Origin of the sequence: Flavobacterium sp. UGB4466, assembly GCF_903469665.1 — a bacterium.
Lineage (GTDB): Bacteria > Bacteroidota > Bacteroidia > Flavobacteriales > Flavobacteriaceae > Flavobacterium > Flavobacterium lipolyticum.
The window spans coordinates 46,875-64,296 of the sequence record NZ_CAGKLC010000010.1 but is presented as its reverse complement, the minus strand read 5'-3'; the positions used below and the strand labels follow the sequence as shown (position 1 = coordinate 64,296).

Below are 17,422 nucleotides of genomic sequence, written 5' to 3'. Positions count from 1 at the left end.
GCTAAACACCTGCAATTTTGAAATGAAAGCCTTTTACAAAAACAACAACGGACTAATCGAGATACAAGAATGGACTCCAAACTGCTGGATCAGCATTGAATCTCCTTCAGAAACAGAAAAAAAATACTTACTGGAAGAACTTCAGATTCCTGAAGCCTTTTATAACGATATTGAGGATATCGACGAAAGACCCCGTATGGAGTCTGAAGACGGCTGGACTTTGTTTATCATGAGGGTTCCTATAAAGAGTAACGATGTTAAGCTTCCTTTTCAAACCATACCTTTGGGTTTGATTTTTAAAGATGATGTTTGCGTTACGATTAGTTTTTATGAAACCGAGATAGTTTCTGATTTTCTTCAATATACAAGACGGAAAAATATAGTGATCAAAGACAATTTCGATTTAGTGATGAGGTTACTTCTATCGTCAAGTGTCTGGTATCTAAAATACTTAAAGCAGATCAATCAAAAGATAAAACTGGCTGAAGACAACCTGGAGAAATCGATCAAGAACGCAGAATTACAGGCGCTTTTACAGATCGAAAAATGTCTGGTGTTTTTTATTACTTCCTTAAAAGGGAATGATGTTTTATTTCACAGAATCAAAAATCTAAAAGCCCAAAGAGAGCATTTTGACCCGGATTTACTGGAAGATGTTGATATCGAATTAAGTCAGGCACAGGACACGGCAAATATTTACAGCAATATCTTGACGGGGATGATGGATGCTTATGCTTCGGTAATTTCTAATAACATGAATAACATTATGAAGCAAATGACTTCGATTTCTATTATTCTGATGATTCCTACTTTAATAGCGAGTTTGTATGGAATGAATGTGCCGAATGGTCTGGAAGAAAGTAAATATGGTATTTGGATTCTTCTCTTAGTGTCTGTTGTCTTATCATCAGTTGGAGTGTTTTTATTCAAAAGAAGAAGATGGTTCTGATAAAAAATACAATTTCTCATATTAAAGAAAATCCCTTTCGTTTTATCGAAAGGGATTTTTTTATGCGAATATTTTAATAGTCTCCTCTTTTTTTAAATCGGGGATCGTGTTTCGAAATAAATTCGGTTCTACGTTTTGGAGCTTCCTCTTTTGGGAGACTGGCTTCCTCTGTTTTACTGGACGGTGCGATCAAATGATTCAGTTCTTTAATTTCAGCATCGGTTAAATCACGATAACGACCCACCGGAACATCCAATGAGATGTTGATGATGCGGATACGTTTTAAAGCAGTTACATCGTATCCTAAATATTCACACATTCTACGAATCTGACGGTTCAGACCTTGGGTCAGAATAATTTTGAAGGTGTATTTACTAATTTGTTCTACTTTGCATTTTCGGGTAACCGTGTCCAAAATTGGAACACCATTTCCCATTCGCTGTATAAAACGATCGGTAATAGGTTTGTTAACCGTAACGGTATATTCTTTTTCGTGATTGTTTCGTGCGCGTAGAATTTTGTTGACAATATCACCATCATTAGTCATAAAAATCAATCCTTCACTCGCTTTGTCCAAACGTCCAATCGGGAAAATACGTTTAGGATAATTGATATAATCTACAATATTATTTCGAACCTCAAGATTGGTTGTACATTCAATTCCAACAGGTTTGTTGAACGCTAAATAAACCATTTTTTCGTTTTTCTCGACAATCAGCTTTCCATCGATACGTACTTCATCATCCTGCGAAACCTTTGTTCCCATTTCCGGTACAGCACCATTTATTGTTACGCGTCCTTCTTCAATAAGTTTATCGGCTTCACGACGAGAACAGTATCCTGTTTCTCCTATAAATTTATTCAGACGTTTTAAATTCTCTTCCATAGTGCAAAAGTAGTCAAAATTTGGACTTCTTGGGTCGTTAGACTTCTTAGATTATTAGATGGTTGGATGGTTAGACTTCTTAGATTATTAGATATTTAGATTGTTAGATATTTAGATTATTAGATTATTAGATCTTTAGATTGTTAGATTATTAGATATTTAGATAATTAGATATTTAGATTATTAGATTTTTAGATTGTTAGATTGTTAGATTTTAACCTTAGAAACTTAGCATCTCAGAACCTTAGAACCTTAGAACCTCAGTACCTCAGTACCTCAGAACCTTTACTTCTTATGAAAATCGGAACTGTCTGTAGGGGTTTCTTCGCGGTCAAACATTCCGTAATCTCGAACTACGGCGGCAATTCGTAAGTGATAATCTTTAAAAATTTCTTTACGTCCCCTGGCTTGTGCATGGCGATGCATTTCTAAATTTCTCCATTGTTGAACGCTTTCTTCGTCTTTCCAAAAGGACAATGACAAAACTTTCTCAGGGTCACTGAAACTCTGAAAGCGTTCGATTGATATAAAACCTTCTATCTTGTCTAATTCCGGTCGTAAACTTGCGGCAATAGACAGATACTCTTCTTTTTTTCCTTCGTTTGGAATTACTTCAAAAATTACAGCGATCATTTTTTTTAGATTATTAGATGGTTAGACTTCTTAGATCTTTAGATTCTTGGATGATTGGATTGTTAGATTGTTGGATTTTTTAACCTTAGGATCTTAGCATCTTAGAACCTTAGCACCTTTATTTAGAAGCAAACAAAAACTCAATAACCTTTTGATACAATTCATCGTCATGCATTCCGTGACCCAAGCCTTTAGTTTCAATAAACTGACTGTTTTTCCAATGACTGGCGATTTTTTTGCCCTCCTCAAAAGCAACAATCTTGTCTGAAGTGTCGTGGGCAATTAACCCCGAAACATTAAATTCTGAGGCAAAACGCTGTCCTGAAAAATCTTCCAGTTTAAAATTGAAACGATTCATGAATTTACTTTCCAAAAGTGAAAACATTTTGGTGTTCAGGCTTAACATTGAGATATAATTGTCAATCAGTGTTTTTAGATCAGAGGGAGCTCCCAGAATGACCATTTTGTTGATGCTGGTGTGGGGAAACAAATACTGATGATAGACACATGCTGCGCCACCGATGGAATGACCAATAATAATGGCAGGCTGGTATTTTTCGACCGCTTTATTGATAAATTCAGCATACAGAGGAACGTTAAATTCTTTACCGCTGCTTTGTCCGTGTGCCGGAGCATCAATTGCAATAATGGTACTGCCTGATTTTTGAAGGTGCGGTAAGGTTTTTTTCCAACGCGAAGCATTACTTTCCCAACCGTGAACAAGCAATATTTTGGTTTCGTTACCTTTCCAGACATACGTTTGAAAATGATGTTCGTTATGGTGAAACGTCTCTGTTTCTGTATTTCTTAATACTTTGGGCAGTGCTTCTTTCTTTAGTCTTCCAATTCTGGGTTGGCTAAAAAGGGCATAAGAAAGCTCCATCGCTTTTTGCGGACGAACATAGCTCAAAAAGTTAATATAAGACCCAACCGATTTTAAAGTGATAAAACGGATTCCTTTTTTAATTCCCAAAACAAATAATTTAGTGATAAAAATAATATTCGGGAATCGACCTAAAAAAGTTTCGCCACGAATTACACAAATTTAGCGCGAATTTTTATTCTTTACTGTATCAAAATAGAAATTGGCAAAATTAGTGTAGTTCGTGGCAAAGAAATAGTGCTTAGACGCAAAAAAAAAGTCCCGATCAGATCGGGACAGTTATTTAGATTTTAGAGAACAATTGTTCCATTTTTTCTTTTTCTTCTTCAGCTAATGCGCTGTCAACCAGAATTCTTCCAGAGTGCTCATCAGTGATGATTTTTTTTCTTGAAGCAATTTCCACCTGAGTTTGTGGAGGAATTGTAAAGAACGATCCCGCTGAAGCTCCTCTTTCGATAGATACTACCGCTAAACCATTACGAACACTGCTTCTGATTCTGTTGTAAGCCGCTAATAAACGCTCTTCGATTTGTGAAGCAAACTCTGCTGATTTCTCCGTTAAGAAGATTTCTTCTTTTTGAGTTTCAGCCATAATCGCATCCAGTTCAGATTTTTTATGTTTTAAATGCGAACTTTTTGCGTCAAGTTTTTCTTTTAAATTAGAAATAACTTCTTTTTTATGTTCGATAGAAGCTTTCATTTCTTTGATTTGCTTTTCAGCCAATTGAATTTCTAATTCCTGAAATTCAACCTCTTTAGTCAAAGAATTAAATTCTCTGTTATTACGAACTGATTCTTGTTGTTTCGTGTATTTTTTGATCACCTCTTTGTGCTCATCAATGGCAATTTTCTTCCCTTTGATTTGCTCTTCAATCACTTCAAGTTCTCCTTTCAGTTTCTCTGAACGTGTGCTTAAACCAGCAACTTCATCTTCTAAATCTTCTACTTCTAAAGGAAGTTCTCCTCTTACGTTTCTGATTTCGTCAATTCGGGAGTCAATAAGCTGTAAATCGTATATTGCTCTTAACTTGTCCTCAACACTTAATTCTTTCGTATTCGCCATATTCTTATAAGTACTTAACTGGATTTGTATTTTCTTCTGATAAAATGATGGCAAAATTAAGGATTTTTTTTCGAAGATAATCAACAATATAGTTTTTTGTATACCGTTCGCTCTCAAAATGACCAATATCGGCTAAAAGAAGTCGGTTTTCTGCTTCGTAAAATTGATGGTATTTTAAATCGGCAGTTAAAAAAGCATCTGCCCCTGCCTGAATAGCATTTTTTATAGCAAAACTTCCTGAGCCGCCTAAAACAGCGACTTTCTTTATTTTTTTTCCTAAAAAAGCAGAATGACGAATTCCGTCTGCAATCATTTTGTCTTTTACGGAATATAAAAAGTCTTTTTCATCCATTTCAGTTTCAAATTCACCAATCATTCCCAATCCAATATTTTGATGGGCATTTTTCAGATCATAAATTTCATAAGCTACTTCCTCGTAAATATGGCTGGAAAATAAAGCTTTTAAAATTTTAGACTGTAAGTGTTTTTCAAATACAACTTCGATTTTTATTTCAGTTCCTGTATGTAGTTTTCCTCTTTCACCAATTACAGGATTGCTGTTTTCATTTCCCTGAAAAGTAAAAAAGCCTTCGGTATTAAAACTACAGTTGTCATAATTTCCAATCGTACCAGCGCCGGCCTGAAACATAGCATTGCGAACTTTTTCTGAATTATCAGGGGTGGTATAGGTAATCAACTTTTGAATGAAACTTTGTTTAGGGATTAAGACTTTAGTGTTGATCAGGCCTAAAGCATCACAAAATATTTTATTAACTCCCTGAGAATGGTTGTCTAATGCAGTATGAACGGCATAAATAGCGATGTCGTTTTTGATTGCCTTTAAAATGGCACGCTCCACATAGTTTTTACCGGTTATTTTTTTAATTCCCGAAAATAAAATAGGATGAAAGCAAACTACCAGATTACAGTTTTTGGCTATTGCTTCTTCGATTACAGTTTCTAAAGCATCATGGCAAACCAAAACTCCGGTACTTTTCGTTTCGGTATCACCCACTAAGAGTCCGACATTGTCAAAATCTTCGGCATAAGCCAAAGGAGCCATTTCTTCCAGAACAGCTAATATTTCTTTGATTTTCATTTCTACTTTTTGTTTGAAGTTTCAGGTTTTATTGGTTTCAAGTTTCCTGTTGCTGGAAAATCTGAAACGTGGAACCTGAATCAAATTCATAAAACAAATTAACGAAAAATATTATACTTTCGTAAAATGAATGTACTTAGAAAAATACTTTTCCCGTTTGCGATTTTATACGGATGTGTCACTGCAGTGAGAAATTTTCTTTTCGACAAAGGAATTTTAAAATCGACTTCATTTGATATTCCGGTTATTGCGGTTGGAAATCTTAGTGTTGGCGGGACAGGTAAAACACCACAAATAGAATATCTTATCCGATTGTTATCTCAGAAATATAAAGTTGCCACTTTAAGCAGGGGCTACAAAAGAAAATCAGAAGGTTATGTATTAGCTAGTGATAATTCTAATGCCGAAATCTTAGGCGATGAACCGTTTCAGTTTTATCAAAAGTTTCCCAATATTCAGGTGGCTGTTGATGCGAACAGAAGAAACGGAATTACACAATTGCTTTCGCAAAAAGAAAAACCCGAAGTGATTTTGTTGGACGATGCCTATCAGCACCGAAAAGTGAAAGCCGGGTTTTATATTCTGTTAAGCTCCTATGATGATTTGTATACAGATGATTTTATGCTGCCAACCGGAAATCTGCGCGAGAGTCGAAGTGGGGCTGATCGTGCCAATATTGTAATTATAACAAAATGTCCAAAAGAACTGTCTGAAGGAAAGCAGGAAGAAATTAGGTCGAAATTAAAGTTAAGGAGCTCCCAGCGGCTGTATTTTACGTTTATTAACTATGATGATTTTATTTATAGTGAAGAAGAGCAACTTGCTGTAAAAGATATTCAATCAGAATCAAAATTGCTTTTAGCCGGAATCGCAAAACCTGCACCGTTTTTTGATTACTTGAAAAATGAAAAAGATGACTGTTTGACTTTTTCCGATCATCATCATTTTTCTGATGCAGATGTGACCAATATTCTGGAAAAAGCCAATCATAGAAAAATCATTACAACAGAAAAAGACTATGTTCGGCTGAAAGATTCCAAATTGATTTCACAATTGTATTATTTGCCAATAAAAAGTACGTTTATCAATAACAGTCAAAATTTTGACACTGCGATTCTGGAGTATGTACAAAAAAAACGTAGTGACTTAGAGCCTTAGCTCCTTAGTATCTTTCTAAAAAAAACGGGCTATAATACTGTAGAATTCGTCCGGAACAAATGGTTTTGTAATCACATCGTTCATTCCGTAAGACAGCAGCATGTCTCTGTTTTCGTCTAGTGAAATAGCTGTAAGGGCAATAATCGGAGTGGTTTTGTCAAACTCTCTGATAAGTTTTGTAGCCGTTGTTCCGTTGATTCCCGGTAAATGAACATCCATGAGAATCATGTCAAAACGTTTTACTTTTAAAAGCTCAACCGCATCTTCACCGTTGTCGATGATTTCGCAGCTGATGTTTTTATTTTCAAGCATTTTTCGAGTAATCATTTGATTGATTTTGTTGTCCTCGATCAACAGAATTGATTTGTTGTTTAATTGTACGTCGTTGTATGGTTTTATTTCTTCAATCGTTTTCAATTGTTCTTTATTGATCTTAAAATTTAGTTTGAATGTAAAAGTTGAACCCTTGCCAACTTCACTTTTTAGTTTGATCTCTCCACCCAAAAGCTCAATTAGTTTTTTGACAATCGTAAGTCCAAGGCCGGTTCCGCCATATTTTCTGTTTACTTCTATTGATCCTTGTGAAAAACTTTCAAAAACAGTCTGAAGCTTATCTTCCGGGATGCCAATTCCAGTGTCTACAATCTCAAAGTAAATGGTTGTGTTGTCTTCTTCCAATTCATATAATTTTGCAATTACATTGACATGTCCGTTTTGAGTAAATTTTAAAGCATTGTTGATTAAATTCAGGATGATTTGGGACAGTTTTGTAGGGTCTCCAATTATATTATCCGGAATAGCCTCGTCTATTTCAAGGTTAAAGTAGTTTTTGTTGGCGGTAGCCAGTTCCTTTAAAGAGCTCTGAATGTTAAAAAGAAGCTCTTTCAGGTTAAAGCTTATGTTTTCTATTTCGACCTTTGTCGAATCAATTTTATTGATTTCCAGAATCTCATTGATAAAAGTAGTCAGGTAATTTCCCGAGAACTTCAAAGATTCTAAATATTTGAGTTGTTTTTTCTTAGGGTTATCTTCCAGTAATAAATGAGTGATTCCGTTAATGGCATTTAAAGGAGTTCGCAGCTCATGACTTACAGTCGATAAAAACTCAGATCGGGCTTTAGAGGCCTTTTCAGCTTTATTTTTGGCCAGAATGAGTTCTTTGTTTTTCTCTCTTAACAGTAAATTATTCTGATTTCTAATAATGTTGTTTTTGTACAATGCTAAACTCAAAAGAGATAAGATCGAGATAAGGGCAATGGCCAGAATACTTACCAGTTTGGAATACCGGTAGGTTTTTAGCTGAATTTTTTCTTCGCTTTCCTTTTTAATACTGGCTTTTAAGGACTCGTTCTTCTTGAATTTTTCGAATTCATCGTGATCCGTTTGAGTGTTTTTTAGCTTTAAGACGTAATTCTCTAACTGATAATGTTCTTCCAGGTACGAGTAAGCAAGATCGAATTTTTTGTTTTGCCTGTAATATTGACTGATTGCCAGAACGATTTTTGATTTTTGGGCCAGATTATTTGTTTTGGCATTATAATTTAAAGCATTTTCAAAATAGACTATAGCCGAATCATTTCGTTTCAGTTGTGTTTCGAGTAAGCCTAGTTGATAATACGAATCGGCTTTGGTTTTTAGGATTTCAGTATTGTCCGGCCGTTGTGTTATTTTGTGAAAAGTTTCAGCTGCTAAAGGCAGGTTTTTAGCGGTTTTTAGAGCTATTGCTTTTTGATAGCTTAGTATTTCAGCATGATCCTTAATCTTTAACTGGTTTAAAAGCTCTTCGGCTTTTCGGTAGTAGATTGCCGCAGTTTCGTAATTGCTTTTTGTGGTATTGGTTAGACCAATATAGTGCAATGCCAAAACTTTTGTGCAGGTTGGCTTTGTGTTTTCAAACAAAGCAACGCTTTTATGAAAGTTTTTTAGAGCTTCTGCGTAATTTTTTTGATGGTAATAAATTTTCCCAAGCTTAAAAGTCTGATTGGCCAGGTTCTCTAATTTATTGTTCGCCTCGCAAAAATCAATTGATTTTTCGGTGTAATAAATTGCCTTTTCGTATTTTTTATTGCTGAGATTGGTGTCCGTTAGTTTGTTGTAATAGGAAATGCTATCCGTACTCTTTTTAGATTGAGAGTACAAAAACGAATTTAATAGACAAACAACAATAAAAAGATAATGTTTCATGTATGGCAATGCTTTTACAATGAATCTTAGGTTTTTCTTATTAGTAAAATTAAATCGATCAATCTTGATGAGTATCCAATTTCGTTATCGTACCAACCCACAACCTTTACCATTTTGTCAATAACCGAAGTTAATTGAGCATCAAACAAACACGAATGTGTGTTGCCAATTACATCAACAGAAACAATTGGATCTTCCGTGTAATCCAGTATTCCTTTTAAATTTGTTTTTGAGGCTTCTTCAAATGCTTTATTTATTTCTTCAATCGTAACAGCACGTTTTACGTTAAACGTGATGTCTGTTAAGGAACCATCGGGAACAGGAACGCGAATTCCACATCCTCCGATTTTATGATGCAAGTTAGGGAAAATTTTTGTTAATGCCTTAGCTGCACCTGTAGTTGTTGGAACAATCGACTGGCTTGCCCCTCTTGCACGACGTAAGTCCTTATGTGGTTGGTCATGAAGGCTTTGGTCTGTGGTGTAAGAGTGTATAGTTGTGATATAAGCCTGCTCAATTCCACACAGTTCATCGATGATTTTTATCATTGGAGCCGCATTGTTTGTCGTACAGCTTGCATTCGAAACAATGTTTTCGCTTCCGTCAAGAATGGCTTCGTTAACTCCTAATACTACTGTTTTGATGGTGTCAACTTCTGATGGAGCCGAAAGGATTACCTTTTTTGCTCCGGCTTCAATATGGGCGTTTAGTTCTTCGTGTGTTTTAAACTTTCCTGTTGATTCAATTACCAAATCTATATTGTGGCTTTTCCAATCCAGATTAGAGATACTTTTTTCATGAAAAAAGAAAAAATGTTTTCCATCAACAATAATTCCTTCTTCGTCATGACTGACTTTAAAAGGTAAGACTCCGTGAATGCTGTCGTATTTTATCAAATGCGACATGGTTTTGTTGTCAGCAATGTCGTTAATGGCAATTACTTCAATTTCAGGATGGTTTAAAAGTAAGCGAAATAAATTTCGGCCTATTCTTCCAAAACCGTTTATAGCGATTCTTGTTTTCAAGCTTTTCGATTGTTTGTTAAATCGTTAAATCGTTTATTCGTTTAGTTGTTTAATCGCATCTACCAATAAACATTTAGTGGTTAAACGACTTACCCGATTAAACAAATAAAACGGTTAAACAGTTAAATCTTTTTATAAAATGTGTTTTTGTGCTTTGTAAGAAGAACGAACCAGTGGTCCGCTTTCTACGTGACGGAAACCTAATTCAAGACCAAATTTTTCATATCGGGCAAATTGATCAGGCGTTATAAATTCTTTTACAGGCAAATGTTTTTTACTTGGTTGAAGGTATTGCCCAATAGTAACTACATCAACATTTGCATTTCGTAAATCAGTCATCGTTTGAAAAACCTCTTCTTCAGTTTCTCCAAGCCCCAGCATAATTCCGGATTTGGTTCTGTTGATTCCTTTTTCTTTCAGATAACGTAAAACTTCCAGACTACGATCGTATTTTGCCTGAATGCGCACTTCACGAGTCAAACGACGAACAGTCTCGACATTGTGTGAAACCACTTCAGGATTGGCCTCGACAATACGATCTATATTTCTTTCGATTCCCTGAAAATCAGGAATCAGGGTTTCAAGAGTCGTATTCGGATTCATTCTTCGGATTGCTTTTACCGTTTCAATCCAGATAATTGAGCCGCCGTCTTTTAAATCATCCCTGTCTACGCTTGTAATTACGGCATGTTTAATGTTCATAATTTTTATAGAACGGGCTACTTTTTCCGGTTCATCCCAATCTACCGTTTCAGGACGTCCGGTTTTTACACCGCAGAAACCGCAGGAACGGGTACATACATTCCCCAATATCATAAAAGTAGCGGTACCTTCACCCCAGCATTCTCCCATATTTGGGCAGCTTCCCGAAGTACAAATAGTGTTTAGACTATACTTATCAACCAAACCACGAAGTTCAGTGTATTTTTGTCCAATAGGAAGTTTAACCTTTAACCATTTAGGTTTTCCTGTTGGTATATTTTCAATGACTGTTTCCATATATCAAAATTCAAAGTACAAAGATAAGCAATGTAGTTTATTTGGAGATTCGTTTAAGATTTAATTTGGTATTGAAAGACTTGGAGTTTTTATAATGCACTTTTGGTAATAATGGTGTAAGTGTGTTAAAATTTTATTCTTAAAGCATTGATGCGGGGTAAAATGCCTCTTTTTTATTGGCCAATTCGAGTTGGAGTGATGATTTTGTTTGACTGCTCATTTTTACTCATTTAAAATTTATATCTTTATTTGTTAAAAAATTAGTCGAAATGCAATTCAAACGGAATTGGGTTTGTACTACATTTGTTGTTAAATTGTAATCACATAGAACATGAAAAAGAAATTTATAGTATTGGGAGTTTTGTTTGCCGCTTTTGGTTTTACAAAAATAAATGCGCAGATTAATTTTGGTGAAAAAGCATTGGGTGCTGTTCAAAAAGGAGTTAGCGGTTTTACTTTTAGTAATGCTGATGCTGCTGCTTTATCAAAAGCTGCTGTTGATAAAATGGATGCTGAACATCAGGTTGCTGCTGCGACAGATCCGTATACTTTAAGACTGAACAGAGTTTTTGGAAAGTATACTGCGGGTGACGGTTACACTTTGAATTATAAAGTTTATAAAGTAAAAGAAGTTAATGCTTTCGCAACTGCTGATGGAAGCGTGCGTGTATATTCAGGATTGATGGATATTATGGATGACAATGAATTACTGGCAGTAATTGGTCACGAAATTGGTCACGTAGCCAATCAGGATTCCAGAGACGCGATAAAAGCAGCTTATAGAAAAGAAGCTTTGTTGGAAGGGGCTGCTTCTCAATCAGCTACGATTGCAAGTGTTACCGATAGTCAGTTGGGTAAAATAGGTAGTGCCATTATTGATAGTAAGTTTAGCCGTAAGCAAGAAGCAGAAGCTGATTTGTTTTCGTATGAATTTTTAAAGAAAAACGGTTACAATGTAAATGCTGAAGAATCGGCATTTAGAATTTTGGCGAAGATGAGTGAAGGTAATGAAGCTTCCTTTATCGATCAGATGATGAGTTCACATCCGGATTCCAAACAAAGAGCTGAAGATGCTAAGAAAAGAGCAGAGAAAGATGGTTTGTATAAACCGTATGTACAGCAGAAAATTGTAAATACTGCTCCGGCTAAAAAAGGAACTCCTGCCAAAAAAGCTCCTGCTAAAAAGAAAAAATAATTTTATTTTATCTATTATCAAATCCGACAGGTTTTTAAAACCTGTCGGGTTTGGTTGTATAATGCTTAACCTAAAACGTGAAATGCCAGTACTTTTTGTACATCGTATACATTTACCGATTTGTTAAATTGTTTTACAATGCTTGGTTGTAATTCGCTTGCCACCCAGATTTTTAGTTCGGCATCCAAATCAAAAGTTCCTGCTGTTTCTACACTGAAACGTGTAATACTTTTGTAAGCAATAGATTTGTATTCTGTTTTGCTTCCTGTTAATCCTTGTACATCAACCAGGATTAATCTTTTGTTCGTGAAGATAAAAGTATCGCGAAGTAGTTTAAAACCCATTTCGATTTCTTCTCTGTCCGTCAAAAGCTGTCCGTATTTTTTTAATAACTCTTCCTGACTAACAGAGCCGGCGTTGCCTAGAATAGCTGAAAATATTCCCATTTTTTAGTTTTTAATTTTAATAGATTTGATTTTCCTCTTATGGAGCTGTAAAAGTAATTTATTTTGTTAATTTTTTTTACTGCTTCGGGATTTAATTAAGATGGGCATAATACTTAATGAAATAAAAAAAGCAGAACCTAAATTCTGCTTTTTCGTTTTTTATTGTTATTCTGTTTTTATTGTGATGGGAAGGTTATAGGCAGTTCGAACGGGATTTCCGTTTAAAATACCCGGGCTCCATTTTGTTTTTAAGGATTTCAATACCCTGATAGCCTCTTTTCCGATTCCGTATCCCGGATCGTTTTTTACCATAATGTCTGTAATGGAACCGTCTTTCTCAATTACAAACGATACATACACTCTTAAGGTTCTTTCCGCATCCAGTTCCGGTCTGTTGAAATTGTTTCCAACATAAGTATAAAACTTAGCCATTCCTCCCGGAAATTCTGGTAGTTTGTCTAAGATGGCTACATTAACAGGATCTTTACTTTCTCCGGTTAAAGCTGTAGTTTCTACGCCACCGCCACTTGCGGGTAATGCATTTACGGCATTTCCTGTTCCGGTATTTGCATGGTCAACAACAGGATGATTGTCTGCATTTGTTGCAATAACATCGGGTGTTGCCTGAGTTGCGGCTGTTACAACCGGATTTACCAATTGTGTACTGGTAACGGGTGACGCAGCTGCCGTTTGCTGAGGCGCTACAGGTGGAGCAGGTGATTGTGGTTGTACCGGAATTGGTATGTCTGTAGGTCTTATTGGAACCGAAAAAACAGTCGGTTCTGTTTCTACAGGACCATGTGCCCCAAACTTATTAATCAACACCGACGCGCTTCCCAAACCGGCCAATAATAGCAATCCCGCAAATAGCGCTGTAACTGTGTTTTTTGAACTCTCCTGGCGTAATTGATAAGCGCCGTACTCTTTGTTCTTGTTTTCGAAAACAAGATCGGTCCAATTGGTTTCGTAGATGTTTGATTTAGTCATGATTTTTGGATTTTAAGGTTAGGTAACGTTAAATCATAGGCAGTACGGTTTTGGTTTTAGCTAACAACGGAGATGTTGTTGTTTTAGTATGTGAATAAATAGGTGTTTTAAGAAAAAATACGTGGATATTTTATTCTTTACCTAAAGATAATGAATTATCTATTGCGTTCGATGATTTCTGCTAATAATTTTTTAGCACGGAGTAGTTTTACTTTGACATTGCTCAAAGGTTCGTTGATTTTCAGCGCTATTTCCTGATAAGTCATTTCCTGGAAATAACGAAGCTGAATGACTTCCTGGTAGTGAGGTTTTAATTCTTTGATGCATTGAAGCAGGCGCGAAAGATTTTGTTCTTTAATTAAAGCATCTTCGGCAGAAGGAGTAGGGTCGGCAATATTGTAGGCCTGTTGGTCTTCGTTGTCTGTGATTTCTATAAAAAGACTGGTTTTCTTTTTACGTAACAAATCAATATAAACGTTTTTTGCAATAGCAATTAGCCAGGTGTTGAATTGAAATTCAGAATTGTAACTGGCTATTTTGTCGAAAGCTTTAGAGAAGGTTTCGATGGTAATATCTTCGGCGATGGTTTCATTTTCGGTACGCTTCAGCATAAAGCTGTACACTTCATTCCAGAAATAATCTAATAAAAAAGTAAAGGCGATCTGATCGCCTTTTTTAGCTTTTTCTATTTTAGAATTTATTTCCAATATACCGGTTTTGAAAAGATATTAGTTATAAAGATATTAATTTGCGTGAATATAAGAATGATTTCAACAACAGGAAACCAAACTTTCAGGTCATTTTCTTTTAATTTGCCGGCAGAAAATCCTATAACGATCCATGCTACAGTGTAACGTGTTGCTAAAATAGCCAATACAGCGATCCATTGAAACTGAAATGCTAGCAATACAATTGCTGATAAAAAGAAAAATAATTGTGAGGTAAAAAACAGCCCCAATTGCATTTTATCGAAAAACTTGTAATGTTCTGCGGTAGAAACATGTCTTCTTTTTTGAGTAAACCATTCTCTGTAAGTTTCCTTTGGTTTAGAGTAAGTGAAACTTTCAGGAGTGTAAGCAATGGTCGTGTTGCTTTTAGTTGCAGCCTGATTGATAAACAAATCATCATCACCTGAACGAATCTGGATGTGCTCGATAAAGCCGTTTACATTAAAAAATTCCTCCTTTTTATAGGCTAAGTTTCGACCGACACCCATGTAAGGAATTCCCAGTTTAGCCCATGAAAAATATTGAACAGCCGTTAAAACGGTTTCATAACGTATGATTTTGTTCAATAAAGAACGTTCCACTTTTTCATAACCGCCATAGCCTAAAACAATTGTTTTGTTCATGGTGAATCTTGAAGTCATTGCAGTGATCCATTCTGTCGAGGTTGGATAACAATCAGCGTCGGTAAAAAGTAAGTAGTCTTTTTTTGAAGCTTTGATTCCTAAAGTTAATGCATACTTTTTGTTTCCCCAGAAAGCCTCATTGTTTTGCACTTTTACCAAACGGATATTGCTGTATTGTTGTTCGAATTCTTCAAAAACCTCCAGAGTTTCATCACTTGAGGCATCATCAATTAAAACAATTTCAAAATCAGGGTAGTTTTGCTCCACAAGAAGAGGGATGAACTTTTTTACATTTTCTTCTTCATTTTTTGCACAGACGATAACAGATACCGGAATTTTCTTTGGAGTTATTTCCTGAGGTTTGCCGAAAGCGAACTTTCCAAAAATCCCTAAGTAATAGAAAATCTGAATGAAAACAATAGCAATAAAGAAGTAAAATAAAGTTATAAGCATCTGATTTTAATGTCTTTTAATTTCTGAATCTTGCGAGTGCAAATGTACTCATGAAATCCTAATTTTCAATGCCGAAAACGGATTTACTTTCGGCATTTTGCCATTTCTTTTGCAACAGCAATAGCCTGAGGGTTTTCGGTTTTTTCTAACTCCGAAATTATGTTTTTATAATTGTGATCGTCCCTGTTTTGGGAGAGTTTTTTAGTAGCCTGAATTTCGTCAATTTCAATTTCGAAGCCAAAAATACCTCTGGCTTCCCGCATGGTTTTGGCAGATAAATTTTCAACACGAACCGGATTCACTGAATTCGCTTCGTATTTGTCGACTAATTTTTTTAGCTGTTCTATGGAAGTGGCTTCGTCGACAATTTTGATTCGGCCATAAACATGTACCGCTATATAATTCCATGTGGGAACATTTTCATGATCGTACCAGGACGATGAAATGTAACTGTGCGGACCTGTAAAAACAGCCAATACCTGATCATTTTCGGCAAAACCTTCTGCTTGCGGATTGAGTTTGGAAAGATGGCCTTGTAAAATTTCTTTTCCGTCTGAATTTACTTCAAGTTCTATCGGAATATGTGTCGCGCATAATTTTCCGTGTGTCTGATTGATCAGGATGCCAAAACTGTTTTCTCTTAGAAAAGCTCGGATCGATTCCGGATCTTCGTTTTTGTATAAGTCAGGTGTGTACATTTTTTCTTTTTTTAGGTTCAAAGGGACAAAGGTTCAAAGGGACAAAGGGACAAAGGGACAAAGAAGCAAAGGTTCAGAGGTTCGCCAAAGATACTGAGATTCTAAGAAGTCTAACCATCCAACCATCTAAAGATCTAATTTTTCAATCCGTTAAAAGTTCAATAATCCAATTAATCCAGCAATCTAAGTAAAGGTGCTAAGATACTAAGGTTCTAAGACTCAAAGGAACAAAGGTTCAAAGATTCAAAGAAACAAAGGTTGAGAGGGTTGCAGTTTATTAATTTTTCAATTGGTTAAAAATCCAACGATCCGATAATCTAATGATCCAATAATCTAACAATCTAAGTTGTCTAAAGATCTAAATTACATTTACTTCTGCTTCAATCTGAATTCCAAAAGTATCAAAAACAGTTTTTTGAACATCTTTGGAAACGGCCAGGATTTCCTGTCCTGTGGCATTGCCATAATTGACTAAAACCAAGGCCTGATTTTTGTGAATTCCGGCATCACCGAAACGTTTTCCTTTAAAACCGACTTGTTCAATCAGCCAGCCGGCCGGAACTTTTACTTCGGTTTCTGAAACTTCGTAATATTTCATTTCAGGAAACTTCTGGTGTATTTTTTCAAAATCGGATTTTAGTAAAATCGGATTTTTAAAGAAGCTTCCGCTGTTTCCTAATTCTTTCGGATCGGGTAATTTACTTTGTCTAATGGCAATTACAGCATTGCTCACGTCTTTTAAGGTTGGAACAGTGATGTTATTTTTAGCCAGTTCAGCGGTAATATCTCCGTATGAGATGTTGATTTTATGATTTCGTTTCGTTAGTTTATAAATGACTGAGGTAATGATGTATTGGTCTTTTACCTCGTTTTTGAAGACACTTTCTCTGTAGCCAAATTTACAGTCGGCATTAGTGAATGTTTTCATTTCCTGAGTGGCAATATTGATCGCTTCGCACGAAGCAAAAGTGTCCTTGATCTCTGTTCCGTAAGCACCGATATTCTGAACCGGTGTGGTTCCCACATTTCCGGGAATAAGTGACATGTTTTCTAAACCTCCGAAATTATTGTCGATCGTCCAAAGAACAAAGTCGTGCCAGGTTTCTCCGGCCTGACTTTCAACCCAGACAAAATCATCGTCTTCTTTGAGGATCGCTTTTCCTTTTAAATCAATATGAACGACCAAAGCGTCGATGTCTTTGGTTAAAAGCATATTGCTTCCTCCGCCTAAAATAAATTTTTGTTCGTCTTTGTTTTCTTCTAAAATAGTTTTCAGTTCAGCAACCGTATGTACGGCAACAAATTGTCTGGCTTTGGCTTCGATGCCAAAAGTATTGTAGTTTTTTAAAGAAAAATTGGATTGGATTTCCATAAATAAAAGGCTTTTTTGAAGAATTAATTCTGACTCCAAAA

The 17,422-nt window shown here is 35.7% G+C and carries 17 protein-coding genes; 3 read left to right on the top strand and 14 right to left on the bottom strand.

Annotated elements, in window-relative coordinates; genetic code table 11:
- The first annotated feature begins 22 nt into the window (after window positions 1-22).
- A complete protein-coding gene (locus JO950_RS04835; protein ID WP_202701579.1) occupies window positions 23-949 on the top strand; it encodes a magnesium transporter CorA family protein in 927 nt (308 codons plus the stop codon).
- 73 nt (window positions 950-1,022) lie between these two features.
- Here the strand turns inward: JO950_RS04835 and rluF are convergent, their stop codons facing one another.
- The 5 genes from rluF to JO950_RS04810 form a co-directional block, all read right to left on the bottom strand.
- Window positions 1,023-1,835 (bottom strand): 23S rRNA pseudouridine(2604) synthase RluF, encoded by an 813-nt coding sequence (gene rluF / locus JO950_RS04830; protein WP_202701578.1) that lies wholly within the window; start codon window positions 1,833-1,835, stop codon window positions 1,023-1,025.
- 285 nt (window positions 1,836-2,120) lie between these two features.
- A complete protein-coding gene (locus JO950_RS04825) occupies window positions 2,121-2,468 on the bottom strand; it encodes an antibiotic biosynthesis monooxygenase (RefSeq protein WP_202701577.1) in 348 nt (115 codons plus the stop codon).
- A 118-nt stretch (window positions 2,469-2,586) separates the two neighbouring features.
- Complete coding sequence (locus tag JO950_RS04820; RefSeq protein WP_202701576.1) at window positions 2,587-3,441, bottom strand: alpha/beta fold hydrolase; 855 nt, start codon at window positions 3,439-3,441, stop codon at window positions 2,587-2,589.
- A gap of 193 nt (window positions 3,442-3,634) precedes the next feature.
- A complete protein-coding gene (locus tag JO950_RS04815; protein WP_026109806.1) occupies window positions 3,635-4,414 on the bottom strand; it encodes a zinc ribbon domain-containing protein in 780 nt (259 codons plus the stop codon).
- A gap of 4 nt (window positions 4,415-4,418) precedes the next feature.
- The gene (locus JO950_RS04810; protein ID WP_202701575.1) at window positions 4,419-5,513 is read right to left on the bottom strand and encodes a Nif3-like dinuclear metal center hexameric protein; all 1,095 of its coding nucleotides are present in this window, start codon (window positions 5,511-5,513) and stop codon (window positions 4,419-4,421) included.
- Window positions 5,514-5,639: 126 nt separating this feature from the next.
- Here JO950_RS04810 and lpxK point away from each other — a divergent pair, with 126 nt between their 5' ends.
- Window positions 5,640-6,671, top strand: a complete 1,032-nt coding sequence (lpxK, locus tag JO950_RS04805) for a tetraacyldisaccharide 4'-kinase (protein ID WP_202701574.1) — start codon at window positions 5,640-5,642, stop codon at window positions 6,669-6,671.
- 15 nt (window positions 6,672-6,686) lie between these two features.
- On the opposite strand, the gene JO950_RS04800 is transcribed toward lpxK, so the two are convergent.
- From JO950_RS04800 to lipA, 3 genes are all read right to left on the bottom strand, one after another.
- Window positions 6,687-8,855, bottom strand: a complete 2,169-nt coding sequence (locus JO950_RS04800) for an ATP-binding protein (protein ID WP_202701573.1) — start codon at window positions 8,853-8,855, stop codon at window positions 6,687-6,689.
- Between the two features lie 26 nt (window positions 8,856-8,881).
- Window positions 8,882-9,880 carry a type I glyceraldehyde-3-phosphate dehydrogenase gene (gene gap, locus JO950_RS04795; RefSeq protein ID WP_202701572.1) on the bottom strand — a complete coding sequence of 333 codons (999 nt, stop codon included), beginning with the start codon at window positions 9,878-9,880 and terminating at the stop codon, window positions 8,882-8,884.
- 132 nt (window positions 9,881-10,012) lie between these two features.
- Window positions 10,013-10,879: a lipoyl synthase gene (lipA, locus tag JO950_RS04790; RefSeq protein ID WP_202701570.1), complete on the bottom strand. Its 867-nt coding sequence runs from the start codon at window positions 10,877-10,879 to the stop codon at window positions 10,013-10,015.
- A gap of 331 nt (window positions 10,880-11,210) precedes the next feature.
- Here lipA and JO950_RS04785 point away from each other — a divergent pair, with 331 nt between their 5' ends.
- Window positions 11,211-12,074 carry a M48 family metalloprotease gene (locus JO950_RS04785; RefSeq protein WP_202701569.1) on the top strand — a complete coding sequence of 288 codons (864 nt, stop codon included), beginning with the start codon at window positions 11,211-11,213 and terminating at the stop codon, window positions 12,072-12,074.
- 65 nt (window positions 12,075-12,139) lie between these two features.
- On the opposite strand, the gene JO950_RS04780 is transcribed toward JO950_RS04785, so the two are convergent.
- The 6 genes from JO950_RS04780 to murB all read right to left on the bottom strand — a co-directional run bounded on the left by JO950_RS04780 (window position 12,140) and on the right by murB (window position 17,381).
- Window positions 12,140-12,520, bottom strand: a complete 381-nt coding sequence (locus tag JO950_RS04780) for a PH domain-containing protein (RefSeq protein ID WP_070907786.1) — start codon at window positions 12,518-12,520, stop codon at window positions 12,140-12,142.
- Between the two features lie 165 nt (window positions 12,521-12,685).
- Window positions 12,686-13,507, bottom strand: coding sequence for an energy transducer TonB (locus JO950_RS04775; protein WP_202701568.1), 822 nt, complete (start codon window positions 13,505-13,507; stop codon window positions 12,686-12,688).
- A gap of 155 nt (window positions 13,508-13,662) precedes the next feature.
- Window positions 13,663-14,214 carry an RNA polymerase sigma factor gene (locus JO950_RS04770; protein WP_017494864.1) on the bottom strand — a complete coding sequence of 184 codons (552 nt, stop codon included), beginning with the start codon at window positions 14,212-14,214 and terminating at the stop codon, window positions 13,663-13,665.
- Complete coding sequence (locus tag JO950_RS04765) at window positions 14,205-15,311, bottom strand: glycosyltransferase (RefSeq protein ID WP_202701567.1); 1,107 nt, start codon at window positions 15,309-15,311, stop codon at window positions 14,205-14,207. The genes JO950_RS04770 and JO950_RS04765 overlap by 10 nt, the downstream gene beginning before the upstream one ends.
- A gap of 83 nt (window positions 15,312-15,394) precedes the next feature.
- Window positions 15,395-16,009, bottom strand: coding sequence for an FMN-binding negative transcriptional regulator (locus JO950_RS04760; RefSeq protein WP_089077495.1), 615 nt, complete (start codon window positions 16,007-16,009; stop codon window positions 15,395-15,397).
- Window positions 16,010-16,367: 358 nt separating this feature from the next.
- A complete protein-coding gene (gene murB / locus JO950_RS04755) occupies window positions 16,368-17,381 on the bottom strand; it encodes a UDP-N-acetylmuramate dehydrogenase (protein ID WP_202701566.1) in 1,014 nt (337 codons plus the stop codon).
- Between the last annotated feature and the right edge of the window lie 41 nt (window positions 17,382-17,422).